Here is a 25,792-nt window from a genome sequence, read left to right as displayed (position 1 = left end):
CCGGTGGCCACACTCCTGCTGACTGCGGCCCTGACTCTCGCGGGCCTCGTTGCCTATCGGCATCTTCCTGTTGCGGCCCTGCCCCGCATTGATATTCCCACCATCTCCGTCGCGACCTCGCTTCCCGGCGCCAGCCCCGAGACCATGGCGAACACCGTCTCGACACCGCTGATCAAGGAGTTTTCGACCATCCCATCCGTTCGGGAGATCAACGCGACCAACGTTCAGGGCGCATCTTCGATCACCCTGGAATTCGCGCTTGAACGCGACATCGATATGGCAGCGACAGATGTCCAGGCCGCCATCGCCCGCGCACAGCCGCAAATGCCGAAGGAGATGACGGCACTCCCTGTCTACCGCAAGCTCAACCCGGCGGATGCTCCCGTCGTCCTGATCGTGCTGAGAAGCGATACGTTTCCCCTCTGGCAGCTCGATGCGTTCGCTCGCACCGTCATCTCGCCACGCTTATCCGCCATCGCCGGCGTCGCTCAGGTCACGCTATCCGGCAGCCAGAAATATGCGGTGCGCATCCAGCTCGATCCTCTGACCCTGGCGGCTCGTGGCATCGGCGTGGACGAGGTGGAGCGTGCCGTCCGCGCCGCCAACGCCCAGACGCCTATAGGCGCCCTCACACGATTGGACCAGAAGCTCATCATCGAGGTCTCGACCCAGCTCGGTGACGCACAAGCCTGGCGCGATCTCATCATCGCGAACCCCAAGGGGCGGCCCCTTCGCTTGGGCGACGTCGCCAAGGTGATCGACTCGGTTGAGGACAATCAGCGCGCCAGCAGTCACAATGGCTCACCCGCGCTGGTTCTGGCGGTGCAGCGCCAGCCCGATGCGAACACAATCGAAGTGCTGGACAGGGTTCGGGTCGTCCTGCCTCAGATCCAGGAAGAGCTTGGGCATAACGTATCTCTCACCACGATGAACGATCGCTCTCTTTCGATCCGCACAGCCATCGAGGACGTCACCTTCACCCTGGTGCTCACCGTCGTCCTCGTCTGCGCAGTCCTCTATGTCGGCATCGGCCGTCTTGCCACGACGCTGATCCCGAGCGTCACCATTCCCGTTTCCATCGTGGCCACCTTTGCGGCCATGCATGCCCTCGGCTTGTCCCTCGATAACATCACCCTGCTGGCCCTGACCCTCTCGGTCGGTCTCGTGGTGGATGACGCCATCGTGGTGACCGACAACATCGTACGACACATTGAGGCTGGAACGCCGCCCCATGCAGCAGCCCCGAAAGGAGCGAAGGAGGTTGCCTTCACGGTCATATCGATGACCGTGTCGCTCATAGCAGCATTCATTCCGCTGCTTCTCATGGACGGCGTGGTCGGACACATCCTAAGCCCCTTCGCCATCACGGTCTCAGTTTCGCTGGCGATCTCCGCTCTGGTCTCCTTGAGCCTTGCTCCAATGCTCGCCGCCCGCCTGCCCGGTGTCAGGCATCGGGAGGCCGGCCGCCACAATATGGCGGATCGCGCGATGTCGGGACTGACGAAATGCTACGGCATTTGCCTCGACTTGAGCCTGCGGCTCCGTCCTCTGATGCTGATCCTTTTCCTCGCCAGCCTCGTCGCCTCCGGCTGGCTGTTCAGGATCATACCGAAGGGCTTCCTCCCGCAGGAAGACATCGGACAGATCACGATCTCGACCCGGGCACGCCAGGATATTTCCTTCCCGGCGATGGTCGAGTTGCAGCATCAGGTCGGGCAGGCGCTGCGCACCTCGCCTCATGTGGCCGAGGTGGTCTCGGAGATCGGTGCTACAGGCACCACAGGCCTCAACGAGGGGCGATTGTTCGTAGAGCTGAAGGCCAAGGCCGAGCGGTCGCCACTTGCGCAGGTGCTGACGGATTTGCGCCGGGATCTGGATCGACTGCCCGGAATCGAGAGTCTTGTCACCACAGCCCAGAATGCCCGGATGGGAAGCCAGTCCGGCCGAAGCGCATACCAACTTACGGTGCAAGCCCAGACTCTTGCCGAGCTGCAGAATTGGTCGGCGCGTTTGGCTCACCGCATGAGCCAGGATTCCACGTTCATCGACGTTCGCGCCGACGGGCAGCAGACGGCCTTGCAGGCCACCATCCGCGTCGATCGCGACAAGGCGCGACAGCTCGGGGTTTCGTCCGAGCAGCTGCGCTCGATCCTTCATACCGGCTTCGCCACACGGCAGGTAGCGGCGATCTATGGCGGTGCGGACAACTATCAGGTTCTGATCGAGTTTGATCCCCTCTTCGCCCAGACGGCGGACCCGCTCAATCTTGTGACCGTTCGGTCGGCAAGCGGCGTTCTGGTCCCGCTCTCATCCTTTGCCACCATTGAACGGACGGTGAGCTCACGCTCCATCTCTCAGCTGGGGCAACGGCCGGCCATGACGATTTCCTTCGATACGTCCGCTGGCACATCGCTTGGCGAGGCCGTCGATCGAATCAATGCTCTCAAGCTCGAAGAAGGGTTTCCTGCAACTGTGACGGCCGGATTTACCGGAACCGCTCGCGTCTTCCAGGACATGGTGCACAACCAGCCTCTGCTGCTCGCGGCGGCAATCCTGACGATCTACATCGTCCTTGGCATGCTCTACGAGAGCTTTATCCACCCCATCACGATCTTGGCGGGCTTGCCGGCCGCCGCCATTGGAGCGGTCGCCGCCCTCCACCTTCAGCAGATGGAATTGAGCATCATGGGGCTCATTGGCGTCTTGTTGCTGCTCGGGATCGTGAAGAAGAACGGCATCATGATGGTCGATCATGCGATCGTCCGTCAGCGCGAAGGCCTCTCGCCATCCGCTGCGATCCGGGAGGCGTGTCTGATCCGCTTTCGCCCGATCATGCTGACGACAGCCGTGGCGTTAGCTGGCGCCGTTCCGATTGCCATCGGCTACGGCGCCAGCTCCGAGCTGCGTCAACCGCTTGGGATAGCGGTCATCGGGGGCCTGATCGTGTCGCAGCTGCTCACCCTCTTCGTTACGCCTGTCCTGTATCTTTACCTGGAGAAACTCTCCGGGATCGGATCGCGGCTGTTCTGGATCGGCAAACAACACTCTGCTCAGCACGAATCCGATATCTGACATCGGCGCGTCCATGTCGGACGAACGAGGAGCGTTATCCGGCGTTTGACTAGCCTCCGTTGAGGTCGACCGTGAAGTCGGCTTGGGTCTTGGCCCTGATCTCGTCCACGCTCACGCCCTCAGCCAGCTCGATCAGGGTCATGCCGGTGCCGCCCTTCTTGTCGATGGCAAACACGCCAAGGTCCGTGATCACCAGATCGACCACCCCGGTGCCGGTCAGCGGCAGGTTGCAGCTTTGAAGCAGCTTCGGATCCTCCGAGCCGTCCTTGGCCTTGGCGACATGCTCCATCACCACCACGACGCGCTTGACGCCCGCCACCAGGTCCATCGCCCCGCCCATGCCCTTGACCATCTTGCCCGGGATCATCCAGTTGGCGAGATCGCCGTTCTCGGCCACCTGCATCGCGCCTAAGATCGACAGGTCGATATGGCCGCCGCGGATCATGCCGAAGGAATCGGACGAGGAGAAATAGCTCGTCGTCGGCAGTTCGGTGATCGTCTGCTTGCCGGCATTGATCAGGTCGGCATCCTCCTCGCCCTCGAGCGGGAACGGGCCCATGCCGAGCATGCCGTTCTCCGACTGCAGCTGCACGCGCATGCCCGTCGGAATGTAGTTCGACACCAGCGTCGGGATGCCGATGCCGAGATTGACGTAGAAGCCGTCGCGCAGCTCCCTGGCCGCACGCGCAGCCATCTGGTCACGGGTCCAGGCCATCAGACTTCCTCCCCTGCGCCGGCGGGCGCGGCCTCGGCGCGCTTGCGGGTCGTGCGCTGCTCGATATGCTTGACCGGGTTCGGCACATGCACCATGCGCTTGACGAAGATGCCCGGGGTGTGGATGCAGTCCGGGTCGATCGAGCCGGCCTCCACCAGATGCTCGACCTCGGCGATGGTCAGGCGCGAGGCGGTCGCCATCATCGGGTTGAAGTTGCGCGCGGTCTTGCGGTAGACGAGGTTGCCCTCGGTGTCGCCCTTCCAGGCGTGAACGATCGAGATGTCGGCGAACAGGCCGGTCTCCATGACATAAGCCTCGCCGTTGAAGTCGCGCACCTCCTTGCCCTCGGCAATCAGCGTGCCGACCCCGGTCTTGGTGTAGAAGGCCGGGATGCCGGCGCCGCCGGCGCGGATGCGCTCGGCCAGCGTGCCCTGCGGGTTGAACTCGAGCTCGAGCTCGCCGGAGAGGTATTGCTGGGCAAACAGCTTGTTCTCGCCGACGTAAGAACTGATCATCTTGCGGATCTGGCGCGTCTCGAGCAGGCGGCCGAGCCCGATGCCGTCCACCCCGGCATTGTTGGAGATGAAGGTCAGGTCCTTCGCCCCCGAATCACGAATCGCCTCGATCAGCGTCTCCGGAATGCCGCACAGCCCGAAGCCCCCGGCCATGATGGTCATCCCATCCCGAACCGATCCAGCCAGCGCCAAACGCGCATCGCTGTATACCTTGTCCATTAGCTTGCCTTTCCTGATGGGGTCCACTCTTACGCCAGATCATCGCCGAGCACGTCACTCGCCCAGCGGAACGCCGCATTCGCAGCGGGAACGCCGGCATAGATTGCGCTCTGCAGCAGAAGAGACTGCAGTTCACCGGCCGTCACGCCGTTCTTCAGGGCTGGTCGGACATGGAGCTTGAACTCCTCCTCCCGGTGCAAGGCCACCATCATGGCCAGCGTCACCAACGAGCGCGTCTTCCACGGCAGGCGCGGATCCCCCCACACCTCGCCCCAGGCGGTACGAGTGATAAAGTCCTGCCAGGGCTGGGCGAAGGTCCCGGCCTTTGCCAATGAGCGTTCCACATGCTCCTCACCCAGCACGTTCTTGCGGTTCAGAAGCCCGGTCTCGAACGGCACCGCGCCGAGAGATCCTTTGCCCTCTGACTCTCGATGCTGGTCCAGGAACGAGACCAGATAGGCCGCGACTTTCTCGGCCTGTTCGACCGCCAGCAGGTGCGCGGCGCGCGGAAGAACAATCATCTCGGCGCCGGGAATCTCGGAGCGGATCTCCTCCGCCATCGGGACGGGCGTGGCCGGGTCATTCGCTCCCGCGATCACGAGGGTCGGTGCAGAGATTTTTCCAATGACAGGTCGCAGGTTCATACGCCCGATCGCATTGCAGCAGACGGCATAGCCTACCGGATCGATACCGATGAAGGTCTCATGCACGGGAGAGACCTGCTCCGGTGCCTGGGTGGGGTAATCTGCCGTAAACCAGCGGCCCATCGTAGCCTCGACAATGGCAGCCGTGCCCTGCGCCCGCACGAGGGAGGCGCGCTCGTCCCACGATTGCCGGCTCGGCATATAGGCCGCAGTCGCCATCAAAGTCAGGCTGACGACGCGATCCGGATAGCGGCTCGCCAGCGCTTGACCTGTCATGCCGCCGAGGGACAGCCCGACCACATGGGCCCTTGCGACTCCGAGGCCATCCAGAAGTCCGAGAAGGTCGGAGGCCAGGTCATCGATGGTGATAGGAGCGTCCACCACCTGGGAGCGACCATGGCCGCGCGTGTCGTAACGCAGGACGCGATACCGACCCCGCAGGGCCGGAACAATCCTATCCCACATGGCGAGCGTGGTGCCGAGCGAGTTCGAGAAGGCGACCGTTGGCGCACCGGTCGGTCCGCTCAGCTCATAAAAGAGTTCGACACCGTTCACTTCGAGCATGGGCATCGGTCGCATCCGATCGCAAACAGGGAGGTACGGAGCTCGATCAGGCCGCCTGTATGCCTCGAGCGGGCTTGATCCCGAGAAGCGCACGGGCCTCATCGGCGGTGGCGATGCGCCGGCCGTGGCGACGCACCGCGTCAGCTGCCAGGGATACCAATTCCGCATTCGAGGCGGCCAAACGATCTTTGGCGATCCGGACGTTATCTTCGAGTCCGGTGCGGATCGCATCGGCCCCGCGGGCCAACGCCCATTCCATGACCTGGGCCTGATGGCGGCCGATGCCGGCAGCCGTCCAGGTACAGGCCGGGAACAGCCTCCTGGCTTCGTTCAGCAGGATATCGAGCAGCCCTTCCTCGGCCGGCAGAGCATTCTGCACGCCCATGACGAACTGGATGTGCGGACGCTCGTCGAGCAGACCCTTATCCGCCAGACGCCGCGCCCCGTGCAGGTGCGAGAGATCGAAGATCTCGATCTCGGGTCTGACGCCGAACTCCTTCATTTTGGCGGCCATCTCTTCCACGAGAGTGGTGTGGTTTTCATAGACGATGGTCGGGAAGTTCACCGATCCTGTGGAGAGGGAGGCCATATCAGGTCGCAGGTAGAGCGCAGAGCTGCGCAGAGACGGGTCGCGTCCGCGCCCTCCGGTGGAGAACTGTACGATCATCCCCGGGCAGAGACGGTTCACCCCATCCTGCACCTGTCGGAACCGCTCCGGATCGGATGAGGAGGTCTCGTCATCGTTGCGGACGTGAATGTGCACGAGCGTCGCTCCGGCCTCATAAGCCTCCCGCGTGCTCTCGACCTGCTCAGGCGGCAGGATCGGCACCGCTGGATTGTCCTTCTTGCGCGGCACGGAGCCGGTGATAGCCACAGCAATAACAACGGGATTCATCGCAATTGGTCCTGGAATTGGGGTCAGATATCGAAGAACACGGTTTCCTTGTCACCCTGCAGATGGATGTCGAAGGTGTAGGTCGGCATGCCGCTCTCCTCGCTGCGCGCGGCGATCAGGGTGGCGAGGCGGACCTTGTGCTCGATGCGCGCCAGAACCGGGCATTCCGCATTGGCCGCCTCCTCGTCGCCGAAATACAGCCGCGTGTGCAGCCCGATATTGATGCCCCGCGCCACGATCCAGAATGTGATGTGCGGCGCCATCGGGCGGCCGTCCTTGTACGGCACGCGGCCGGGCTTGATCGTCTCGAAGCGGTACTCGCCGGTGGTCCCATCGGTCGGCTGGCGGCCCCAGCCGACGAAGTGCGGGTCGGCCTTTCCGCGCTTCTCCTCCGGGCTGTTGTAGAGCCCGTCCGCATCGGCCTGCCAGATCTCGACCAGGGCGTCCTTGATCGGATGGCCGCTGCCGTCGAAGATGCGGCCCTTGACGAGGATCCGCTCGCCCTTGGTCTCAGGGTCGACCAGGACGAGGCCGAGGTCCTCGTCCCACACGCCGGTGATCTCGACCCAGTTCGGGGTCGCGCCGATATGGATGTAGGGGCCGGCCGTCTGCGAGGGCGACTCCTTGAGCGTGGTCAGCGTCTGAAACATCAATTCCCCTCCATCCGGTTCTCGAACATGGTCGAGCGGCGCCCGCGCAGCACGATGTCGAACTTGTAGGCGAGCGCGTCCATGGGCAGCGTGGCGTTGCGGTCGAGGACGGCGGTGAGCTGGTCGATCGCCGCCTTGTCCGCAATCGTCGAGACGATCGGGCATTGCCAGATCATCGGATCGCCCTCGAAATACATCTGCGTGATCAGGCGCTGGGCGAAGGCATGGCCGAAGAGCGAGAAGTGGATGTGCGCCGGGCGCCAGTCGTTGACGCCGTTCGGCCAAGGGTAGGCGCCGGGCTTGATGGTGCGGAACCAGTAGCGCCCGTCCTCGTCGGTGATCGCGCGTCCGCAGCCGCCGAAGTTCGGGTCGATGGCGGCGAGATAGGTTTCCTTCTTGTGCCGGTAGCGACCGCCGGCATTGGCCTGCCAGAACTCGACCAGGGCGCCGGGCACCGGGCGGGCGTTCTCGTCGAGCACGCGGCCATAGACGATGATGCGCTGGCCGATGGCATCGCCGGTCTTGGCGAAGTTGCGGATGAGGTCGTTGTCGAGCGGGCCGATCTGGTTGTGCCCGAAGCGCGGGCCGGTCATCTCCGAGATCGTGTTGTCGAGCGCGAGAAGCGGGTATTGCGGCGAGCGCAGCACCGAGGTCTTGTATTGCGGCGTCAGCGCCGCCGGATGCCAGCTCCGGTCCCGCTGATAGAAACCGCCTTCGAGGTTCATCATCTGCTCCTGGCGGGGCTCGCTCACTTCGCTTGGGGTGGCTTTTTGCTGCATGGGAATCCCTCCAACTCGTCAGAACTGCGGCGGCGCCGCGGAAAGCGCCAGACGCGTTTGCGCCGCAAGGCGGATCGGAGCATTCACGGCGCCGAAGCCCTCGTACCCGCGACGCTCTACAATCTCGAAGAAGAACCCATTCTCCAGCGTTTTCGTGTAGACCTGGAAGAACTCGGCGGCGCCCTCGCGATCATAGAGAATGTTACCGGCCCGTAGCCGCTCGATTTCGTCCTCTGAAAGATCCGTGCGCGCCTCGAGGTCTTCGTAGTAGTTCTCGGGGATCGGAAGCAACTCGACCCCGCTCGCCTTCAGCCGTTCGACCGTCGCGGAAATGTCCGCCGTGGCGAGCGCGATATGCTGAATTCCCGAGCCGAACATATCGGTCAGAAACCGGGATGATTGTGTCTGACGACTCTGAGAGGCATTGAGAATGAGGCGTACTGCTCCGTCTTCGGTCGCCACCACCTGACTTTGCACCACGCCGCCCGGATCGATCACGTTCTGGACCGGCGTCTTCCGCACATCGAGCAGGGAAATGTAGAAGAGAAGCCATGTCAGCATCTCCTCATAAAACATCGATTGGGATACATGATCGACGCTCGTGAGCCCTGCGCCCGTAAAGTCGCCGGCGCCGTCGGCCACGGGCTCGAAATCCGTATCCCACAGGCGGTCGAGGCCGGTCTTGTGATCGACGAAGTAGATCAGGCTCCCGCCCAAGCCTCGCACCGCTGGGATGTCCAACTCACCTGGGCCCACCGCCTGTGCAAACGGCTGATCCAGGAGCTGCACGGCTCGCTCGATCGTCGCCGGAGCATCATCGACCCGCAACGCGATGGCACATACCGAGGGCCCATGGGTGATATTGAAGGAATGGGCGAAGCCCTCTTTGTCGCTGTTCACGACAATGTTGATGTCACCCTGACGCCAATGGGTGACGTCCTTGGAGCGATGCTTGCCCGCCTTGACAAAGCCGAGCCCCGTCAAAACTTGCTTGAAAGGCTCGGCACTTCTCTCGTCCATGGCGAACTCGACGAACTCGACCTCGTGGCAAGCGGCGCGAGGAGGAAGCTTGGGCAGATCCGGGACCCGAACACCTGTCCGTCGCTGAAGCTGATCCAGCGTGACGAGCAGCGAGCGCTGACCGTCGAGCGCAACGCTGCGCGCGGATCCTGCCCGGAAGCGGTCGTTGAAGATCTCAAGCGAGAGCAGGCCGTCGAAACCGGTTGCCTGGAGGGCATCCATGAAAGCGTCGATCGGCAAATCCCCCTGGCCTGGGAAGCAGCGGTAGTGGCGGCTCCACGACAAATAATCCATGTCGAGTTTCGGCGCATCCGCCATCTGGACGAGGAAGATCTTGTCTTTTGGGATGGAGCGGATTGCCGCCAGGTCCGTCCCTCGCGCGAGAATGTGGAACGAATCGAGGACGAGACCGACCGCCGGGTGATTGGCGCGGCGGACAACCTCCCAGGCATCGCGGTAGTCATTGACGTGGTTCCCCCAGGCCAGCGCCTCGAATGCCACCCGCATGCCGCGCTTTGCCGCCCGCTCTCCGAGCTCGTAGAAGTCCGCCGCAGCCCGGTCTATGCCTCCAAGGCTGTCGGGCGAGACATTGCTGCACACCATCAGGAAGTCGCAGCCAAGCTCCTGCATGACGTCGAACTTGCGCTCGGCGCGTGAGAACACCTTGGCGCGCTTCGGCTCCGGCATGCCTTCAAAATCGCGGAAGGGTTGGAACACGGCACTGACGAGGCCAAGGCCCTCGACCATACGGCGCACGTCCGTCGGCGTTCCATTGAACGACAACAGGTCGTTCTCGAAGATCTCGACTCCCTTGAACTGGGCTGCCGCGATAGCCTGGAGCTTTTCGTCCAATGTACCGCTGAGACAAACAGTGGCGATGGCGGTTTGCACGGCTTTTCTACCTTCATTCTGCGAGATGCTGGCGACTGCGATGGGTGTGCCGGCGGCGTTCGTCCGCCAGCACGAATATTAGTAAAGCAGGAAACTCAGCGCGCTGCGCGGGCCTTCTCGATCTCCGCAAAGAGTTCCTTGGAAGCGGCCTCGTTTGCTTCCTTCGCGAATTTCTCGGTGACCGGCTTCACCTTGTCCCGCAGTCTTGCAACCTCCTCCGGAGACAACTCGGTCAGCTGCATGCCCTGAGCCTTGAGCTGCTCAACCGCCTTGGTCTCGGCATCACGGGAGACTTGGCGTTGATAGGCCTTCGCCTCCGCGGCAGCCTCTTCGACGAGCTTCTTCTCTTCAGCGTCATAGCGATCCCAGACGCGTTTGCTGAAGATCACGATCTGCGGATTGTACACGTGCCGGGTGAACGTGAGATACTTCTGAACCTCGGCGAACTTCGATGTCTGAATGACCGTCGCGGGGTTTTCCTGGCCGTCGACCGTCTTCTGCTCCAGAGCTGTGTAGAGTTCCGGGAACGGCAGCGGGACCGCGTTGGCTCCGAGCGTGTTGAACAGATCGATGTAGAGTGGCGACTGCACGACGCGAACCTTGAGGCCTTGAATCTCCTCGAGCTTCGTCACAGGACGCCGGCTGTTCGTGAGATTACGGAAGCCCAGATCCCAATAACCGAGGCCGACAAGGTTCTTGGGAACGAGCGTCTCTGAAAGCTTCTGGCCGAAAGGACCGTCTACGACGGCGTCCGCCTGCTTCGCACTGTCAAAGAGGAACGGCAGATCGAAGAGGCCGAACTCCTTGACCTGGCCGACGAGAAGGCCGGCGTTCAGAACCGTCATATCGAGGGTACCGCCCTGGATTGACGAGACGGTTTGCAGGTCGCCACCCAGCTGGCCGCTTGGGAACAGACGGACCTTGATCTTGCCGCCGCTCTTCTGCTCGACCAGTTCCGCGAACTTCTTGGCGCCCTGCCCTTGCGGATGCTCCTGCGCGTTCTGGAACGCAAATCGAATGGTGCGCTCTTTGATCTCGGCGTTTGCCGATCCTGGCAGGAGAAACACGCTGCTCAGCAACGCACTGCCGATGACCTTACCGAAATGCTTCATGACTCTGATCTCCCTAACGTTTTTTCAGGATGGTTTGTCGGTGCTCGGCACCGTGTTCGTGAACTGTCGCCGGCTATCCTCCGATCAATTTGGCGGGCCACATGACAAGCTGCGGGAACAGCACCATGAGGAACAGCACGACGAGCTGTGCCAGCAGAAAAGGCCAGACACCCTTCATCAGGTCTTCCATGCTGATGCGCGAGACGCCGGCCACGACGTTGAGCACCGTTCCGACCGGCGGCGTGATCAAGCCGATCGAGTTGTTCACGATGAACAGCACGCCGAAATAGACCGGGTCGATGCCGGCCGCCTTGACCACCGGCATCAGGATCGGCGTCAGGATCAGGATCGTCGGCGTCATGTCCATGGCCGTGCCGACAATGACCACGAGCACCATAATGGCAATCAGCAGCAGCGTCTGGTTGCCCATGAACGGCTGGAGCAGGTCGACCACGGAGGTGGCGATTTCCGATACGGTGATCAGCCACGCCGAGACCAGGGCTGCGGCCACCAGCAGCATGACGACGGCGGTTGTCTGAGCCGATGTCACGAAGACTGCAAACAGCTCCGAGATCTTGAGTTCGCGGTAGACGAACACCGCCACGATCAGCGAGTAGACTGCCGCCACCACCGCCGCTTCGGTCGGGGTGAAGACACCGAACTTCAGGCCGAAGATGATGATGAAGGGCAGGATCAGAGCCCAGATGCCCTCGCGCAGGGCGCGGCCGATTTCGCCTGCCGACTTCTTCGGCGGGCTGACGATGGTTTCCTTGCGCACCTCCCACCACCAGGCGAAGGCCAAACCGAGACCGAGCAGAATCCCAGGCACCAGACCGGCCAGGAACAGCTTGGTGATCGACACACCACCCACGACACCGAACACCACAAAACCGATGCTGGGTGGGATCACTGGCCCGATCACGCCGGATGCGGCGATGAGCCCACCGGAGAGCGATTTGCTGTGGCCGGCTTTGACCATCATGGGCACGAGCAGAGCCGAGAGAGCCGCAGCATCGGCCACGGCCGAGCCGGACAAAGCCGAGAGAATGCAGGCGGCCAGAATGGCCACATACCCGAGGCCGCCCTTCACGTGGCCCACCAGCGCCAGGGCAACGTCCACGATGCGCTTGGACAGGCCGCCCGTGTTCATGATCTCGCCGGCCAGCATGAAGAACGGCACCGCCAGGAGTGGGAAGCTGTCGGCCCCGTTGATGACGTTCTGTGCGATGATCTGTGCGTCGAACAGATCCATGTAGTACATCAGGGCGATGCCGCTGATGAGCAGGGCGTAGGCGATCGGCATTCCGATCGCCATGGTGCCGAGAAGAGAGCCGACGAAGATCGCGATGGTCATGACTGCACCTTCCCGGGTGTGGGTGCGGGGGTGGCGAGCCCGCTTTCGCGGCGGTCGCGCTCGGCCAATTCGTGCTGGAGCGCCTCGAGCTCTCCCTGCTCTTCCGACTCCTTGACCATGACAAGCTCCTCATCAGAAAGCTTGCCACTGACCGTGCGGTAGAGATCGGCGATCAGGATCAGGCCGGTCGAGACGCCGAAGACGATGCCGACCCCATAGAACCAGCCGGTCGAGAGGCCGGAGGCCGGCGCTGCCACATCCCAGTTGATCATGGTCTGCTCCCAACTGCCCTGGAGCAGCAGCCAGGTGGCGTAGAGCATCAGGATCTGAGTGACGATCAGGCAGGCCCGCTTGCCCGCATTCGGCAGGCGTCGGACCAGGGCATCGACACCGAGATGGCCATGCTGGCGCAGGGCCACGATGGCGCCCAGGAAGGTCAGCCAGACGAAGAGCCAGCGCGAGACCTCCTCCGAGACCGTAATGCCGGAGTTGAAGGCGTAACGCAGCACCACGTTGCCGAAAACGAGAACGACCATGATCGCCAGGAAGAGGGCAATCAGGATCTTTAGCAGCTTGAAGTAGCCTTCAACGATCATGTGCATCGGCGTTTCCTGTATCTGGCGTCCTTATTGTTGTTTTTGGAGCGGACGCGTTACATCGATTGAAAGTGTTGCCTCATTCGTTCGGGATCCGGTTCAACTCCGGTGAACAGACGGAAGGCTCCAACGGCTTGAAAGACGGCCATTCCTCCGCCCCCCATGGTGCGGCAGCCCATGCCGCGCGCTGTCCGCAGCAGTTCAGTCTCAAGGGGGAAGTAAATGATGTCGGCAACCCAGAGAGCGGGATGCAAAAGGTGCGCGGGCAACGGCATGCCGGGATACTTCGCCATGCCGACCGGCGTGGTGTTGACCACCCCGTTCGCGTCCGACAAGGCCTTTTCGAGATCGCCTTCCGGGATCGCGCGCTCCGAACCGAAGCGTGTACATAACTCAGTCGCAAGCCGCTGGGCGCGGCTCGCATCCGTATCGACGATGCGGAGCTGGCCTACCCCGAGAGTCAGCAGGGCGTGAGCCACGGCGGCGCCTGCGCCGCCGGCTCCGAACTGGATCACCCGATCGCGGGCAACGTCGGCCAGCTCGCGCTTGAAGCTCTCGGCAAAGCCCCACCAATCGGTGTTGCAGCCGATGCTGCGCCCGTCGCGGAACACGACTGTGTTGACCGCACCGAGCGCTTGGGCGTCGGGCGTCAACTCATCGAGCAGCGGAATAACAGCCTGCTTGCAGGGATAGGTAATGTTCAGGCCGGCGAAGCCCATCCGCCGCGCTGCTGTGACGAGCTCGGGCAGAGCTTCCGGTCCGATCCGAAGCTCGTCGAGATCGATCAGTTTATAAATGTACCGCAGGCCCTGCTCAGCCCCCTCGCGCTCATGCATAGCCGGCGTGCGGGAGGCCTGGATGCCGGATCCAATCAGACCGACGAGGACGGACTTGGCGCGGGCGTACTCTGCCGCAGGGCTCAGGCTGGCAGCCCCGGCGTTAGGAGCCTCTGCAGGCTGGAAACAGACGCCACCTGCATGAAGCAAGGAGTCAGCATGTCGGATGCCTTCAGTGGGCATGACCATGACGTCCCTCTCGGTAATCCGACGCGCAGTCGGAGCTTTTCCTCATTCTTGCCCAGGATCGCGGCATTTCTCTGCTCGATCGCTTGCATCCGGCGGGCAGTGGGATTAATGTACGAACTAGTTAGTATAGTCAACGGGGGTGATCGGTGTTTTTTAACTGCGCCTCTACGCCTTTAGACGAACAAAGCTTGCGTTCCCTTTGATTGGGCCCTTTGGAGCTTTCACGTTGACGCCTAATCCGCCTTGCCCACGAAACGGGTTCGTGCTGAGCCATTGCCCGGAAGAAGATCCAGGTGACGAGAGGATTGTCCATGACTGGGCGTGAAGGATGTCCCCGCGATGCATGACGTTAAACCCTCCCGTCACATTACCAAGCGGTCGACCTCCGGCCGTGGCGGTTACGATCCTGAACTGACACGGCAGAACATCTTGGCGGTCGCAACCAGGGAATTTGCCGAGAAAGGTTATAGCGGAGCGCGGGTGGACGAGATCGCCGCCCAGACGAACACCAGCAAGCGGATGATCTACTACTACTTCGAGGATAAGGAGGGATTGTTCGTTGCGGTGCTCGAAGACGCTTACCGGCGTATCAGGCAGATCGAGGCGACATTAGATCTGGTCGATCTGGAGCCGGAGGCCGCAATCCGGGCTCTTGTGGGCTTCACATTCGATTATCAGAACTCGAATGAAGACTTCATTCGCCTCGTGATGGTCGAGAATATCCACCAAGGGGTTCATCTTGCACGCTCGCGAGCGATCCAAGACCTGAACGTGTCCGTGATCAACACATTGCGTGAGATCTACGAGCGAGGCGTCTCGGATGGTGTCTTCCGTGAAGGCATCGATGAAATCGACCTGCACATGACGATCAGCGCCTTGTGCTTCTTCAATGTCTCCAATCGCGCAACGTTCTCCCAGATCTTCAAAAAGGATATGTCGTCCCAGGAAATGCTGGCGAAACGGCGGGAAACCGTAATCGATACGGTTATCCGCTATTTGAAGAAGTGACGTTGACGCGAGACAGGGGGCGCAACGACGCGGGCGGTCAGCCGAGAAGCGCCGCATATCGTTGGCGGCGAGCTGCGTGACGGGTTTCGGTCGCGTCATCGACAAGCTTAGCCATTTTCGCAAAAAGCCGACCGAACAGTTGAAGCCATGAGCCTGTGCGGATTGCTGCCTTGTGGTTGGGCAGGTCTTCGATAGGGAAATGAACGTTGGCCATGAGAGGATCTTTCTCGGAGAGAACGTGACCTCAGGCGTTTCCTTCTTGGTATTTTTGCAAGATATGGATCCTTGAATCCCTGCGTACCAGGGGAAATGGGACATAGTTCATCCGCAACAGATGCATACCAAAAGCAAAATCGATTCAATAACATGCGCCCAGCGCAGACTTTTGTCTCACATGCAGGGGGCTGTCCCAGGGCGTATCCGTTGAGCGGAGACGTTCGGCACCATTGGTTCGGACTGACGGATGTGACCCAGACAACTGTCCAGAGCAGACCTTGGATTGGGCGTTCTCGGCGAAACGACAAACTTGAGACAGACGCAACCAATCGCAACAGGAAGGAAAGTCATCATGAGCCGCATCGTCTACGTCCTGAATGGCCCCAATCTCAACCTTCTCGGGAAGCGCCAGCCTGCGATCTACGGGTATGAAACCTTAGCGGATGTGGAGGCGGATTGCCGCCGCGTTGGCGGTGAGCTCAAGCTCGAGATCGAGTTTCACCAGAGCAATGCCGAGTACCAGATCATCGATTGGATCCACGAAGCCCGGGAACGTGCAGGCGGCATTGTGATCAACCCAGCTGCCTTCACGCATACCTCAGTCGCCATTCTCGACGCGCTGAATACCTGCGAGTTCCCGATCATCGAGGTGCACATCTCCAACGTGCACAAGCGCGAATCCTTCAGGCACCATTCCTATGTGTCCCTTGTGGCCTCAGGAGTGATCGCCGGCTTCGGCACGCAAGGGTACCAGTTGGCCCTCCAGCGCCTCGCCCGCCTGATCGATGAGGCCCAACCTTCTTCCTGAAGCAGATCATCGAGCGGTCCGGCGAACGCGACGGGCCGCGTCTGCGCTCCCCTCGAACATCACCTGCCCGCCAGCCGTATCGCCGATGGCACGGGCAGGCAGTACTGTGATACGAGGCTGACCGAAGCCTCAGGCGAGCGGAGACCATCGTGACAGACATTCGGCGCATCGGCGTTGCCGCACGCTACAGCGATCTCGTCATCCTCGGTGATACGGCTCACTTCTCGGGCTATGTCCCCGAGACTACCCTCGGCCTCTCGGTCGCCGAACAGACCCGGGACATTCTCGCCCAGATCGAGCAGTCGCTTGCGGAGATCGGCAGCGACAAGTCCAGGCTTCTGCGCGCGACCATCTGGCTGGCGGATATCGCGTCCTACGACGAGATGAATGCGGTCTGGGATGCCTGGGTGCTGCCCGGTCAGGCTCCGGCGCGGATTTGCGTCGAATCCCGGCTTGCGGACCCGGACTACGCGCTGGAGATCCAGGTCGTCGCTGCGCTCTGACCTTCAGCCGCTGATCGTTTCCTTGCGCTCGCCAGTCCTGGAATTCGCCTTGGCAAGCGCGCTCAGGCGCTTGCGCTCATAGTGCTTGGCCAGGCGCAGATGACGCCAGGTGGCGTAGTTCATGGCGATCAGGAAACCATAGGTGCCGCGCAGGAAATGCAGCCGCCCGAAATAGGCCTTCAGGAAGGCTGCCGGAAACTCGAAATAGACCCGCCAGGTCGGGATCGAGACGCCTCTGACTTCGAGATCGACGGCCTGCTGGTCCGTGTAGCTGTTGAGCTTAGCAAGCTGGTCGCCGAGGGAGCGCACGGAGCGATGGTGCACGAGGCCCTTCAGCTTGCCGATCTTCGTCCCCGGCGCCAGGTCGACCCGGTCGTGCACGAGGGAGGAGGAATACCGGCCGGCATCCCGGCGGTACAGCCGGACGGGCGCGACCCGGTAGGCCAGAGGATGCGGCTCTCTCTCGCCGGGAAACGTCTCGGCAATGCGGATGCCATAGGCTTGGCAGGGCGGCTCGCCCTGGGCGAAGAGGGCCTTGATCTCCGCGAGCAGCGCCGGAGAGACTTCCTCGTCGGCATCGAGGTTCAGAAGCCAGTCGTGCCGGCACTGATCCTCGGCGAAGCGCTTCTGCAGGCCATAGCCCGGCCAGGGATTGTAGACGACGCGGGCGCCGAGTTCTTCCGCCACACCTTGAGTCCCGTCCGTCGAGCCGGAATCCACCACCACCAGATCGTCCGTCAGGCCGCGGACGGCGCGGATCGTCGGGCCGATCCGGTCGGCCTCGTTCTTGGCGATGATGAAGACGGAGACAGGAAGCATAGCAACGGGTGCCTAGCTGCCTTGCCGTTCCCTGGCAAGGCCCTTTGGCACCGCCTCGTCACGCCTGCACGAGCAAACCCTCCGCAGCCAGGGCCTGCTTCACCATCGGGCGGGCCGAGACCCGGGCCATGTAGTCGACGATGGCCGTGTGAGCGGAGAGGTCGACCCGGTGGAAGCGGGCCCAGCTCAGCACGGTGAAGCAATAGGCATCGGCGACCGTAAAATGCTGGCCCGCCAGATAGGGGCGTCCCCCGAGGCTCTGGTTCAGGTATGCGAACCGTCGCTGGAGATGATTGACGGCCAGCTGCCGCGCCTTCGGAGGCATGGGCGCGACCCAGAGCGGGTCGAAGCCCTTATGAAGTTCGGTGCCGGTGAAATCGAACCATTCCTTGACCCTGTAGCGTTCGAGCGACCCGAGCTTCGGCAACAGACGGGCGGCCGGCGCCTGATCGGCGAGATATTCGAGGATGACGGGCACCTCGGCCAGGATATCTCCGTTGCGCAGGACCAGGGCCGGCACGTATCCCTTGGGATTGATCCGGATGAAGTCACGACCCGACGCTGTGGTCTGCGTCTTGAGATCGACCTTGTCGTATTCGATCTCGAGGCCGGCCTCGCAGGCGATGATGCGGGGCGCAAGCGAACACGCTCCGGGGGTGTAATACAGCTTCATCGCGCTCCTTCCTCCCGCGCCCCTCGGGAGATGAAATATATAACGTAACACGATGGCTCATTACTACGTCACAGCGTGGCGCTTTCAAGGCGCATTAGACTAATTGATACTTTGTTTCATTAAATCGGTTGGGAGTCTCAGAACAGCACACCCTCTTTCGCCTTGCTTCCCACAGCCACAGCAGGCTTCTTCCGGACGCGCAGTTCCGCAAGGAGAGGAAAGTGATCCGACGCCACCCGGGTCAGCGCGTTCCGCACCGGCCCGGCATCGACCACCTCGATCGATTTCGTGACGAAGACGTGATCGAGGCGCAGAACGGGCGCCCGCGTGTGAAATGTCGGCTGCGGCTCGCCGAACGAATTCGACAATTGTGCATCCTGCATCCGATGGGCGATCATCCTGTAGGAGCGTGAATAAGGCGGCGCATTGAAATCGCCTAGAAGCACCGCGGGTCCGGTGCAATCGGGGTGGCCGATCCATTCCGGCCCGATCAGGGCCGCAGCCTGCGTCCGCCGCTCGCCCGAGCGCAGGGACAGGTGTGCATTGATGACCTGGATCGTCTGGCCCTCAACCTCGACCTCGACCCAGAGGGCGCTGCGCTTCTCGAAGGATTGCCGCGTCGACTGGGTCGGCAGGCGCCCGCACCGGACGATCCTGGAGGAGTGACGGGCGAGAACGGCAATCCCGTACTGCTCGCCGAGAATGCGGATCGTGGGCTGGAAGTGCAGATCCATGCCCAGCGCAGATGCCACCGAGGCCGCCTGGTCGATCTCGCCCGGCCGGACGCGCCCAACGCGAACCTCCTGCAGAGCCACGATGTCGGGATTACAGGAGGCGATGACATCGGTGATCCGGTTCGGTGAGATCTGCCTGTCCGTGCCAAGCCAGCGATGGACGTTATAGGTCAGGATCCGAAGGGTTCGCCCCTGTTTGTCGCTATGCTTCAAAGGTCAGTACCGGCTCAATCGTTCGTGAAAAGCTAAAAGCACCGCAGCATCCGGCACAAGCGGGAAATCGCTCGTGCCCGCCTACCTGCCGAACGTGTCGGATCAATGACCCAGGCGTAGGCATGGTTCCTACCGGGCGATGCAGGGGCCCGTTCGCCGGCAAAGCCGGAAATGGCTTTTATGAGCCCGCTTGACCTTCCCATCATTGGAAGGATTACACCCTGTTCCCATATGAGGATCAGGAGATTAACCATGGCCGCCGGCAACCTTGCCCCCACCGATTCCATCGACATTCCGATTCAGGGGATGACCTGCGCTTCCTGCGTCGGCCGCGTGGAGAAGGCGATCCGTTCCGTCGCTGGCGTGACGGCCGCCAATGTCAACCTGGCGACGGAGCGGGCGCATGTGGAATTCGCCCCGGCTACGGCAGACCCGGTCGCCGTGGCGGACGCGATCCGGGCGGCGGGCTATGAGCCCTCGGCCCAATCGCTCGACCTGACGATCGAAGGCATGACCTGCGCCTCCTGCGTCAACCGGGTCGAGAAGGCGTTGGAGCGCGTTCCCGGCGTGATCGAGGCCAATGTCAATCTCGCCACCGAGCGGGCGTCGGTCCGCTATCTCGGCGGCTCGGACGTGGCGGGGCGGCTGATCGCTGCCGTCGAGCAGACCGGCTACGGAGCCAAGCTGCGCCAGGACAGCACCGTGACCGACCACGAACGGGCGGCTCGCGAGGCCGAGATTGCCGGCCTGCAACACGCGCTGCTGCTCGCGGCGGTCCTCACCCTGCCCGTCTTCATCCTCGAAATGGGCTCGCACTTCGTCCCGGCGATCCACGATTGGGTGATGGGCACGCTCGGGCACCGGACGAGCTGGTACCTGCAATTCGCCCTGACCACCCTGGTCCTGTTCGGTCCGGGCCTGCGCTTCTTCCGCAAAGGGATCCCTGCCCTCCTGCGACGCGCGCCCGACATGAACTCGCTCGTCGTTCTCGGCACCAGCGCCGCCTATGCCTATTCGGTGGTGGCCACCTTCCTGCCCGGTGCCCTGCCCGCCGGCATGGACAACGTCTATTACGAGGCCGCCGCGGTGATCGTGACGCTGATCCTGCTCGGGCGCTATCTCGAAGCCAAGGCGAAGGGCCGCACCTCCGAGGCGATCAAGCGCCTCATGGGGCTGCAGGCCAAGACCGCCCGCGTCCTGCGCGACGGTGAGGCCCGCGAGGTCCCGCTCGATCAGGTGCTCGCCGGCGACATCGTCCAGGTCCGCCCCGGCGAGAAGATCCCGGTCGACGGCGAGGTTATCGAGGGCTCCTCCTTCGTGGATGAGTCGATGATCACCGGCGAGCCGGTGCCAGTGCAGAAGATGGAAGGCGCCGAGGTCGTCGGCGGCACAATCAACAAGACCGGCAGCTTCACCTTCCGCGCGACCCGCATCGGCGCCGACACTGTGCTTGCCCAGATCGTCCGTATGGTCGAGCAGGCCCAAGGCTCAAAGCTGCCGATCCAGGCCCTGGTCGACCGGGTGACCGCGTGGTTCGTGCCGGCCGTGATCGCGGCCGGCGCCCTCACTTTCCTGATCTGGCTGATCTTCGGCCCAGAGCCGGCCATGACCTTCGCGCTGGTGAATGCCGTGGCGGTGCTGATCATCGCCTGCCCCTGCGCCATGGGACTTGCGACACCGACCTCGATCATGGTCGGCACGGGCCGCGCGGCGGAACTCGGGGTGCTTTTCCGGCAGGGTGAGGCTCTGCAGAGCCTGAAGGAAGTCGATGTCGTCGCCCTCGACAAGACCGGCACCCTGACGCTCGGGCGTCCGGAGCTGACGGACTTCGTCACCGCCGAGGGATTCGCGGAAGCGGACGCCCTGCGGCTCGTCGCGGCCGTGGAAAGCCGCTCCGAGCATCCGATCGCGCAGGCCATCGTTGCGGCGGCCGAGAAACGCGGCCTGTCGCTTCCGTCGACGGAAAGCTTCGAGGCCGTGCCCGGCTTCGGCGTCTCGGCACGGGTCGAGGGGCGCAAGGTCGACGTGGGAGCCGACCGCTTCATGACAAAGCTCGGGCTCGATGTATCCGCCCTTTCGGGTGCGGCCTCCCGTCTCGGGACCGAGGGCAAGAGCCCGCTCTATGCCGCCATCGACGGCAGGCTCGCCGCCATCGTTGCGGTCGCCGACCCGGTCAAGCCCTCGACGCCGGAGGCGATTGCATCGCTCCATGCGTTGGGCCTCAAGGTCGCGATGATCACCGGCGACAACCGCAGGACTGCCGAGGCCATCGCCAAGCGGATCGGCATCGACGAGGTGATCGCCGAGGTTCTGCCCGACGGCAAGGTCGACGCCCTGAAGCGGCTGCGTAATACACATGGCAGCATCGCCTTCGTCGGCGACGGCATCAACGATGCGCCTGCGCTCGCGGAAGCCGATATCGGCATTGCCATCGGCACCGGCACCGACATCGCCATCGAGAGCGCCGACGTGGTGCTCATGTCCGGCGACGTGCGCGGCGTCGTGAATGCCATCGCCCTGTCGAAGGCGACGATCCGCAATATCCGGCAGAACCTGTTCTGGGCCTTCGCCTATAACGTGCTGCTGATCCCGGTCGCCGCCGGCGTGCTCTATCCGCTCGACGGCACACTGCTCTCGCCGATCTTCGCGGCGGGTGCGATGGCGCTCTCAAGCGTCTTCGTTCTCGGAAACGCCCTGCGCCTGCGTCGCTTCACGGCGCCGGTCAGGACGATGCCGGAAGCTGCTCCCGTTGCTCGGACCGCCGGAGGTGTCGCATGAATATCGGACAGGCAGCTGCCGCCTCGGGCGTCTCGGCCAAGATGATCCGCTATTACGAATCCATCGGCCTGATGCCGAAGATCGTGCGGACGGAATCCGGCTACCGGGTCTATTCCGAGCATGACGTGCATACACTGCGCTTCATCCGCCGCGCGCGAGATCTCGGCTTCTCGGTCGAGCAGATCGCCGATCTCGTCTCGCTCTGGCAGGACCGGGAGCGGGCGAGCAAGGATGTGAAGACGATCGCGCTCGAACATGTGAGCGTGCTCGAACGCAAGATCCGCGAATTGCAGGAAATGGCGTCGACCCTGAAGCATCTCGCCAGAACCTGCCACGGCGATGGGCGTCCGCAATGTCCGATCCTGGAGGAGCTGGCGAACGACGATGCGACGCCTGCGCCAGCAAAGCCCGACGCGAAGTTCGGAGCGCTGGGCAAGACTTCAACGCGATAGACTTCCCCGAACGGAGACTCCCTCCTTAGCCCTCATCCTGAGGGCCGCCGATGGCGGTGTCTCGAAGGATCAGGGCGTCTCCAGCGCTCTCTGAATCCTCCTTCGAGACGCAGCTGCGCTGCTCCTCAGGATGAGGGGGAGAAATCAATGAACCGAATATTGTAAAGGATCAGAGTTTCACGGCCCGTCAGGCCGCCATGTCCACCTCGCGGCCCCGTCCGAGATCGTGCATCACCTGGAGGTAATTGGGCATGCGCCGGAGCTGACGGCCGTAATGGCGTCGCAAGGCAGCGGTCAGGCGGCCGTCGCGGGACAGAAGCTCGTCGGCAAAGCCGATCATGAGCGAATTCGGCCAGGCCTGCGGCCTGATCTCTGCGAGTCGCTCGAAAAGACTGTCCTCGCTCTCCTGCGGGTTCGACTGGGCGAGCAGCGTCAGCATTGCGGCTGTCGAACGCGACACGCCCATGTGGCAATGGACCAGCAGATGGCCCTCGGCGGCCTGCCCTTCCCCCACCTCGTCGCCGAAGCGCAGAATGGCCTCCACATGCTCCGGTGCAGGCAGGATCATGCCGGGAATCGGGTTGATGATGTCGTGAAAGCGCAGGATCGTCCTGTGGTGGCGCTCGTAAGCTTCGAACGCCTCCGGATCGGGGTGATCCGGATCGAGGATCGAGAGAACGTGGGTCACGGACCGCTCGCGCGGGTCCGACAATTCCGAGATGCCGCAGATCGTCAGCATCTGGATGGGAGGAGATTGCATCAATTCTCTCGCTCGAAGGCTGGCATGGGACGGGAACCTTACCGAATCTTGCCGGGAAGTTAACTCCCTACGTCGAGATTGGATCGCGGCCGTTCAAAATACTGTGTCTTGCAAACCACAGCGCGGCGTTGCCACATTTCCGCCACCCGAGATCCACCTTGTCGTCACTGCCGAGGCTATGTCTCTTCGGAAGTACCGCCGCGCCTCGTAAGAGACGGCGGATGAAGCCAAAAACCAGAAAATGCAGGTTACCCAACTGATGTTTGCTGTGCCGGTTCCCAGCCCGTCTTCGTTACGGACGATTCTTCGCTTCGCCACACTTCTGCTTCCAATGGCGCTTGCCGCCTGCGTGTCCACCCAGGCGCCTTCGCAACAGGCCGTGCGCCGCATCGACCCCACCTATGTGGCGATGTACGGAGCACGCCCCGACGAGCCGTATCCCCTGCCCGCGACCGATATCACCGAGGTCGATCCGCGCTTCCTGCGCCGCGAGGTCGCCTATCACGGCCGCGAGGAGCCCGGCACCATCGTCGTCGACACAGAGTCCCGCTATCTCTATCTCGTGCGCGAGGGCGGCCGGGCGATCCGCTACGGCATCGGCGTCGGCAAGGAAGGCCTTGCCTGGGCCGGCCGCGCCCGGATCGGCCGCAAGGCCGCCTGGCCGCGCTGGACCCCGACCGCCTCCATGATCCGCCGCGAGCCGGAGCGCAATGCGCGCTGGGCCGGCGGCATGGAGGGCGGCCTGAGCAACCCGCTCGGCGCACGCGCGCTCTATCTCTACAACAACGGCGGCGACACCATGTACCGGCTCCACGGCACCACGGAGCCCTGGTCCATCGGCCAATCCGTGTCGAGCGGCTGCATCCGTCTGTTCAACCAGGACATCATCGACCTCTACAGCCGGGTTCCTGTCGGCTCGCCGGTGGTCGTGCTGAACGGGCAGCGCCTGTTCGATGTCGAGGACGAGATGCGGGTATCGTCCGTCCGCTGAGCGCATTAAGATGGCTTTCGAAAGGGCTGGCACCGAGTGGCCAGCCCTTTTGCTTTGGCGGCCGGTCACGCTTTGATGTAGGATTGCCAAGTCTCTTGGAGGCACGGCCATGACCGTAGAACGCGCGATTCTTCTCACCGTCGGCGGGCTCATCATTCTCAGCGTCCTGCTCGCTGTTTACGTCAACATCAACTGGCTCTGGCTCACCGGCCTGCTCGGCGCCCATCTGGTGCAGGCCTCCTTCACCGGCATGTGCCCGGTGGTGATGATGTTCAAGCGCATGGGCCTTCCGAGCAAGCCCGGCTTCACTTGAGGCCCGGATCTCCTGCCCGGCCTCTGGTGGTCCGCCCCCGCTGTCCTATGAATCTATGTCCATAAGGGTTGCGAAGGATCGCCCATGGACGACTGGTTTCCACCGGCACTGAAACTGATGACGCGTGCCATCGAGGTCGGCGGGATCGCGATCATCGTCCTGGGCATTCTCGGAGCGAGTCTCGCCGTCCTCTGGCAGGTGCTGCACGGCCGGTCAGGATCGGACGCCTTCACGCTCTATCGCGCGAATGTGGGCCGCGCCATCCTGCTCGGGCTCGAGTTCCTGGTCGCCGCCGACATCATCAATACGGTGGCGATCGAGCCGACGCTTCAGAGCCTACTCATCCTCGGCGGCATCGTTCTCATCCGGACTTTCCTCAGCTTCTCGCTCGAGGTCGAGATCGAAGGGCGCTGGCCCTGGGCCCGGCACAAGAGCGACGAAGAGCGCCCGTCAAACGGCACGGCCTGAGGCCGGAAGGCAGGCTTCGCAGATCGCGGCGATATGCCGGTGATCCGTCCCGCAGCAGCCGCCGAGCACGGAGAGTTGCGTCATGCGGTGGCGCAAGTCCCGGTAACGCCGGGCAAGATCGACCGGATCGCCGGGATCGAGCTCCGTCGATTCATCGAGCTCCGCATGGCTCTTTGCGGAGGCATTGGCACGCAGGCCGCGGATGCGCCGCGTCCACGCTTCGCCTTCGGGCAGCGCGTCGTCGAAATGAGTCGGATGCGCACAGTTGATCATGTAGTAGACCGGCGAATGGCCCGTCTCCCGGTCCGTGCGCTCGATGGCGGATCGGAGCGTCTCGCCGGAAGCCAGTCTGCCATCCGTCTCGACCGTGAACGAGATCACCGCGGGCAGGCCCAGCGCCTCCGCGGCGCGGGCGATGCCGATGGCCTCTTCCGCATAATTCATGGTGACCGCGCTCACCATATCGGCATCTGCTTCGCGGAAGGCCTCGACCTGCGGCGCGTGATAGGCCTGGGCCTCTTCGGCCGACATCTGCGCATCGACGCGGTAGCCGTCCCCACGCGGGCCGACGACGCCGTTGATCAGGACGCGCTCCCTGTCGTCGGACAGCCTGTCGCGAAGACCGGCCGCCCAGCGCACGGCATCCTGGTTCACCTCCGCCAGCGCCTCCGGCGAGACATCGAGCTTCGCCCCCCAATCGGGATTGGCGCGCCATGTGGGCGTATCGAGAATGAAGCCGACATCGCGCTCGACCGCAGTGCGGATATAGGGCTTGAAATAGTTCTCGAGTTTCATGCGCCCCTCCTCGCTCTGCAGCAGAGGAAACGAGGCGAAGCAGGGCAGATCGACACCATCGAGGAATACCAGCGTCGTCTCTAAACCGCCATCGGTGAGGAAGACCGCATCCTGTGAGGGTGGAAAGGCAAATCGGCCGCCGGACATGAAAGCGCCTCCCGCATCGTGCGAAGCCCCCGCCTCTCTTTTAGGCCGGCACGGCACGCAGGA

The 25,792-nt window shown here is 62.9% G+C and carries 26 protein-coding genes; 9 read left to right on the top strand and 17 right to left on the bottom strand.

Features of this window, described 5'->3' with window-relative positions; genetic code table 11:
• Positions 1-3 precede the first annotated feature (3 nt).
• Positions 4-3,072 carry an efflux RND transporter permease subunit gene (locus tag BB934_RS22440; RefSeq protein ID WP_237050053.1) on the top strand — a complete coding sequence of 1,023 codons (3,069 nt, stop codon included), beginning with the start codon at positions 4-6 and terminating at the stop codon, positions 3,070-3,072.
• A 49-nt stretch (positions 3,073-3,121) separates the two neighbouring features.
• On the opposite strand, the gene BB934_RS22435 is transcribed toward BB934_RS22440, so the two are convergent.
• The 11 genes from BB934_RS22435 to BB934_RS22385 form a co-directional block, all read right to left on the bottom strand.
• A complete protein-coding gene (locus tag BB934_RS22435) occupies positions 3,122-3,787 on the bottom strand; it encodes a 3-oxoacid CoA-transferase subunit B (protein WP_099511621.1) in 666 nt (221 codons plus the stop codon).
• Positions 3,787-4,521 (bottom strand): CoA transferase subunit A, encoded by a 735-nt coding sequence (locus tag BB934_RS22430; protein ID WP_099511619.1) that lies wholly within the window; start codon positions 4,519-4,521, stop codon positions 3,787-3,789. The genes BB934_RS22435 and BB934_RS22430 overlap by 1 nt, the downstream gene beginning before the upstream one ends.
• Before the next feature lie 29 nt (positions 4,522-4,550).
• Entirely contained in the window at positions 4,551-5,735 is a 1,185-nt protein-coding gene (gene pcaDC / locus BB934_RS22425) for a bifunctional 3-oxoadipate enol-lactonase/4-carboxymuconolactone decarboxylase PcaDC (RefSeq protein ID WP_099511618.1), read from the bottom strand.
• Positions 5,736-5,775: 40 nt separating this feature from the next.
• Complete coding sequence (locus BB934_RS22420) at positions 5,776-6,624, bottom strand: 3-oxoadipate:acetyl-CoA acetyltransferase (protein WP_099511616.1); 849 nt, start codon at positions 6,622-6,624, stop codon at positions 5,776-5,778.
• Between the two features lie 23 nt (positions 6,625-6,647).
• Positions 6,648-7,274 (bottom strand): protocatechuate 3,4-dioxygenase subunit alpha, encoded by a 627-nt coding sequence (pcaG, locus tag BB934_RS22415; RefSeq protein ID WP_099507824.1) that lies wholly within the window; start codon positions 7,272-7,274, stop codon positions 6,648-6,650.
• Positions 7,274-8,002 carry a protocatechuate 3,4-dioxygenase subunit beta gene (pcaH, locus tag BB934_RS22410; protein WP_099513149.1) on the bottom strand — a complete coding sequence of 243 codons (729 nt, stop codon included), beginning with the start codon at positions 8,000-8,002 and terminating at the stop codon, positions 7,274-7,276. Before pcaH ends, pcaG begins: the two co-directional genes overlap by 1 nt.
• A 69-nt stretch (positions 8,003-8,071) precedes the next feature.
• The gene (locus BB934_RS22405) at positions 8,072-9,964 is read right to left on the bottom strand and encodes a bifunctional sugar phosphate isomerase/epimerase/4-hydroxyphenylpyruvate dioxygenase family protein (RefSeq protein ID WP_099511614.1); all 1,893 of its coding nucleotides are present in this window, start codon (positions 9,962-9,964) and stop codon (positions 8,072-8,074) included.
• A 95-nt stretch (positions 9,965-10,059) separates the two neighbouring features.
• On the bottom strand, positions 10,060-11,076 hold the full coding sequence (locus tag BB934_RS22400; protein ID WP_099511613.1) for a TRAP transporter substrate-binding protein: 1,017 nt from the start codon (positions 11,074-11,076) through the stop codon (positions 10,060-10,062).
• A 73-nt stretch (positions 11,077-11,149) separates the two neighbouring features.
• Entirely contained in the window at positions 11,150-12,430 is a 1,281-nt protein-coding gene (locus BB934_RS22395; protein WP_099511611.1) for a TRAP transporter large permease, read from the bottom strand.
• On the bottom strand, positions 12,427-13,032 hold the full coding sequence (locus tag BB934_RS22390) for a TRAP transporter small permease (RefSeq protein ID WP_099511609.1): 606 nt from the start codon (positions 13,030-13,032) through the stop codon (positions 12,427-12,429). Before BB934_RS22390 ends, BB934_RS22395 begins: the two co-directional genes overlap by 4 nt.
• A 50-nt stretch (positions 13,033-13,082) precedes the next feature.
• Positions 13,083-14,051: a shikimate dehydrogenase gene (locus tag BB934_RS22385; RefSeq protein WP_237050052.1), complete on the bottom strand. Its 969-nt coding sequence runs from the start codon at positions 14,049-14,051 to the stop codon at positions 13,083-13,085.
• A gap of 366 nt (positions 14,052-14,417) precedes the next feature.
• Here BB934_RS22385 and BB934_RS22380 point away from each other — a divergent pair, with 366 nt between their 5' ends.
• Positions 14,418-15,059: a TetR/AcrR family transcriptional regulator gene (locus tag BB934_RS22380; protein ID WP_173909522.1), complete on the top strand. Its 642-nt coding sequence runs from the start codon at positions 14,418-14,420 to the stop codon at positions 15,057-15,059.
• Positions 15,060-15,096: 37 nt separating this feature from the next.
• Here the strand turns inward: BB934_RS22380 and BB934_RS47250 are convergent, their stop codons facing one another.
• Positions 15,097-15,273, bottom strand: coding sequence for a hypothetical protein (locus BB934_RS47250; protein WP_157934270.1), 177 nt, complete (start codon positions 15,271-15,273; stop codon positions 15,097-15,099).
• A 354-nt stretch (positions 15,274-15,627) separates the two neighbouring features.
• Here BB934_RS47250 and aroQ point away from each other — a divergent pair, with 354 nt between their 5' ends.
• Positions 15,628-16,083 (top strand): type II 3-dehydroquinate dehydratase, encoded by a 456-nt coding sequence (gene aroQ / locus BB934_RS22375; protein ID WP_099511605.1) that lies wholly within the window; start codon positions 15,628-15,630, stop codon positions 16,081-16,083.
• 149 nt (positions 16,084-16,232) lie between these two features.
• Positions 16,233-16,586: a RidA family protein gene (locus tag BB934_RS22370; protein ID WP_099511604.1), complete on the top strand. Its 354-nt coding sequence runs from the start codon at positions 16,233-16,235 to the stop codon at positions 16,584-16,586.
• A 3-nt stretch (positions 16,587-16,589) separates the two neighbouring features.
• Here the strand turns inward: BB934_RS22370 and BB934_RS22365 are convergent, their stop codons facing one another.
• The 3 genes from BB934_RS22365 to BB934_RS22355 form a co-directional block, all read right to left on the bottom strand.
• Positions 16,590-17,405 (bottom strand): glycosyltransferase family 2 protein, encoded by an 816-nt coding sequence (locus tag BB934_RS22365; protein WP_099511603.1) that lies wholly within the window; start codon positions 17,403-17,405, stop codon positions 16,590-16,592.
• A gap of 58 nt (positions 17,406-17,463) precedes the next feature.
• Positions 17,464-18,078: a glutathione transferase GstA gene (gene gstA, locus BB934_RS22360; protein ID WP_099511602.1), complete on the bottom strand. Its 615-nt coding sequence runs from the start codon at positions 18,076-18,078 to the stop codon at positions 17,464-17,466.
• Between the two features lie 137 nt (positions 18,079-18,215).
• Positions 18,216-19,025, bottom strand: a complete 810-nt coding sequence (locus BB934_RS22355; protein WP_099511600.1) for an endonuclease/exonuclease/phosphatase family protein — start codon at positions 19,023-19,025, stop codon at positions 18,216-18,218.
• Between the two features lie 252 nt (positions 19,026-19,277).
• On the opposite strand from BB934_RS22355, the gene BB934_RS22350 reads away from it, so the two are divergent.
• Positions 19,278-21,803 carry a heavy metal translocating P-type ATPase gene (locus tag BB934_RS22350; RefSeq protein WP_099511598.1) on the top strand — a complete coding sequence of 842 codons (2,526 nt, stop codon included), beginning with the start codon at positions 19,278-19,280 and terminating at the stop codon, positions 21,801-21,803.
• A complete protein-coding gene (gene cueR / locus BB934_RS22345; RefSeq protein ID WP_099511596.1) occupies positions 21,800-22,255 on the top strand; it encodes a Cu(I)-responsive transcriptional regulator in 456 nt (151 codons plus the stop codon). Before BB934_RS22350 ends, cueR begins: the two co-directional genes overlap by 4 nt.
• A 187-nt stretch (positions 22,256-22,442) precedes the next feature.
• Here the strand turns inward: cueR and BB934_RS22340 are convergent, their stop codons facing one another.
• Positions 22,443-23,015 carry a tyrosine phosphatase family protein gene (locus BB934_RS22340; protein WP_099511595.1) on the bottom strand — a complete coding sequence of 191 codons (573 nt, stop codon included), beginning with the start codon at positions 23,013-23,015 and terminating at the stop codon, positions 22,443-22,445.
• A gap of 259 nt (positions 23,016-23,274) precedes the next feature.
• On the opposite strand from BB934_RS22340, the gene BB934_RS22335 reads away from it, so the two are divergent.
• From BB934_RS22335 to BB934_RS22325, 3 genes are all read left to right on the top strand, one after another.
• Entirely contained in the window at positions 23,275-24,006 is a 732-nt protein-coding gene (locus tag BB934_RS22335; protein ID WP_099513146.1) for a L,D-transpeptidase, read from the top strand.
• 109 nt (positions 24,007-24,115) lie between these two features.
• The gene (locus BB934_RS22330) at positions 24,116-24,319 is read left to right on the top strand and encodes a YgaP family membrane protein (protein WP_099511594.1); all 204 of its coding nucleotides are present in this window, start codon (positions 24,116-24,118) and stop codon (positions 24,317-24,319) included.
• An 84-nt stretch (positions 24,320-24,403) separates the two neighbouring features.
• Positions 24,404-24,787: a DUF1622 domain-containing protein gene (locus tag BB934_RS22325; protein ID WP_173909485.1), complete on the top strand. Its 384-nt coding sequence runs from the start codon at positions 24,404-24,406 to the stop codon at positions 24,785-24,787.
• On the opposite strand, the gene BB934_RS22320 is transcribed toward BB934_RS22325, so the two are convergent.
• Entirely contained in the window at positions 24,770-25,729 is a 960-nt protein-coding gene (locus BB934_RS22320; RefSeq protein WP_099511593.1) for a homocysteine S-methyltransferase family protein, read from the bottom strand. The two genes, BB934_RS22325 and BB934_RS22320, sit on opposite strands and share 18 nt — an antisense overlap.
• Positions 25,730-25,792: the final 63 nt, after the last annotated feature.

It is taken from the genome of Microvirga ossetica (assembly GCF_002741015.1).
Taxonomy (GTDB): Bacteria; Pseudomonadota; Alphaproteobacteria; order Rhizobiales; family Beijerinckiaceae; genus Microvirga; species Microvirga ossetica.
The sequence above is the reverse complement of the archived record's forward strand: the minus strand, read 5'-3'. Positions and strand labels throughout refer to the sequence as shown.

Coding starts and splice junctions, on each gene's coding strand:
- BB934_RS22330 (WP_099511594.1), top strand. CDS start 24,116: ATGACCGTAGAACGCGCGATTCTTCTCACCGTCGGCGGGCTCATCATT.
- pcaH (WP_099513149.1), bottom strand. CDS start 8,002: ATGATGAACCTCGAAGGCGGTTTCTATCAGCGGGACCGGAGCTGGCAT.
- BB934_RS47250 (WP_157934270.1), bottom strand. CDS start 15,273: ATGGCCAACGTTCATTTCCCTATCGAAGACCTGCCCAACCACAAGGCA.
- BB934_RS22340 (WP_099511595.1), bottom strand. CDS start 23,015: ATGCAATCTCCTCCCATCCAGATGCTGACGATCTGCGGCATCTCGGAA.
- BB934_RS22385 (WP_237050052.1), bottom strand. CDS start 14,051: ATGGTCATGCCCACTGAAGGCATCCGACATGCTGACTCCTTGCTTCAT.
- pcaG (WP_099507824.1), bottom strand. CDS start 7,274: ATGTTTCAGACGCTGACCACGCTCAAGGAGTCGCCCTCGCAGACGGCC.
- BB934_RS22365 (WP_099511603.1), bottom strand. CDS start 17,405: ATGCTTCCTGTCTCCGTCTTCATCATCGCCAAGAACGAGGCCGACCGG.
- BB934_RS22430 (WP_099511619.1), bottom strand. CDS start 4,521: ATGGACAAGGTATACAGCGATGCGCGTTTGGCGCTGGCTGGATCGGTT.
- BB934_RS22350 (WP_099511598.1), top strand. CDS start 19,278: ATGGCCGCCGGCAACCTTGCCCCCACCGATTCCATCGACATTCCGATT.
- BB934_RS22400 (WP_099511613.1), bottom strand. CDS start 11,076: ATGAAGCATTTCGGTAAGGTCATCGGCAGTGCGTTGCTGAGCAGCGTG.
- pcaDC (WP_099511618.1), bottom strand. CDS start 5,735: ATGCCCATGCTCGAAGTGAACGGTGTCGAACTCTTTTATGAGCTGAGC.
- BB934_RS22420 (WP_099511616.1), bottom strand. CDS start 6,624: ATGAATCCCGTTGTTATTGCTGTGGCTATCACCGGCTCCGTGCCGCGC.
- BB934_RS22390 (WP_099511609.1), bottom strand. CDS start 13,032: ATGCACATGATCGTTGAAGGCTACTTCAAGCTGCTAAAGATCCTGATT.
- gstA (WP_099511602.1), bottom strand. CDS start 18,078: ATGAAGCTGTATTACACCCCCGGAGCGTGTTCGCTTGCGCCCCGCATC.
- BB934_RS22335 (WP_099513146.1), top strand. CDS start 23,275: ATGTTTGCTGTGCCGGTTCCCAGCCCGTCTTCGTTACGGACGATTCTT.
- BB934_RS22320 (WP_099511593.1), bottom strand. CDS start 25,729: ATGTCCGGCGGCCGATTTGCCTTTCCACCCTCACAGGATGCGGTCTTC.
- BB934_RS22325 (WP_173909485.1), top strand. CDS start 24,404: ATGGACGACTGGTTTCCACCGGCACTGAAACTGATGACGCGTGCCATC.
- aroQ (WP_099511605.1), top strand. CDS start 15,628: ATGAGCCGCATCGTCTACGTCCTGAATGGCCCCAATCTCAACCTTCTC.
- cueR (WP_099511596.1), top strand. CDS start 21,800: ATGAATATCGGACAGGCAGCTGCCGCCTCGGGCGTCTCGGCCAAGATG.
- BB934_RS22395 (WP_099511611.1), bottom strand. CDS start 12,430: ATGACCATCGCGATCTTCGTCGGCTCTCTTCTCGGCACCATGGCGATC.
- BB934_RS22435 (WP_099511621.1), bottom strand. CDS start 3,787: ATGGCCTGGACCCGTGACCAGATGGCTGCGCGTGCGGCCAGGGAGCTG.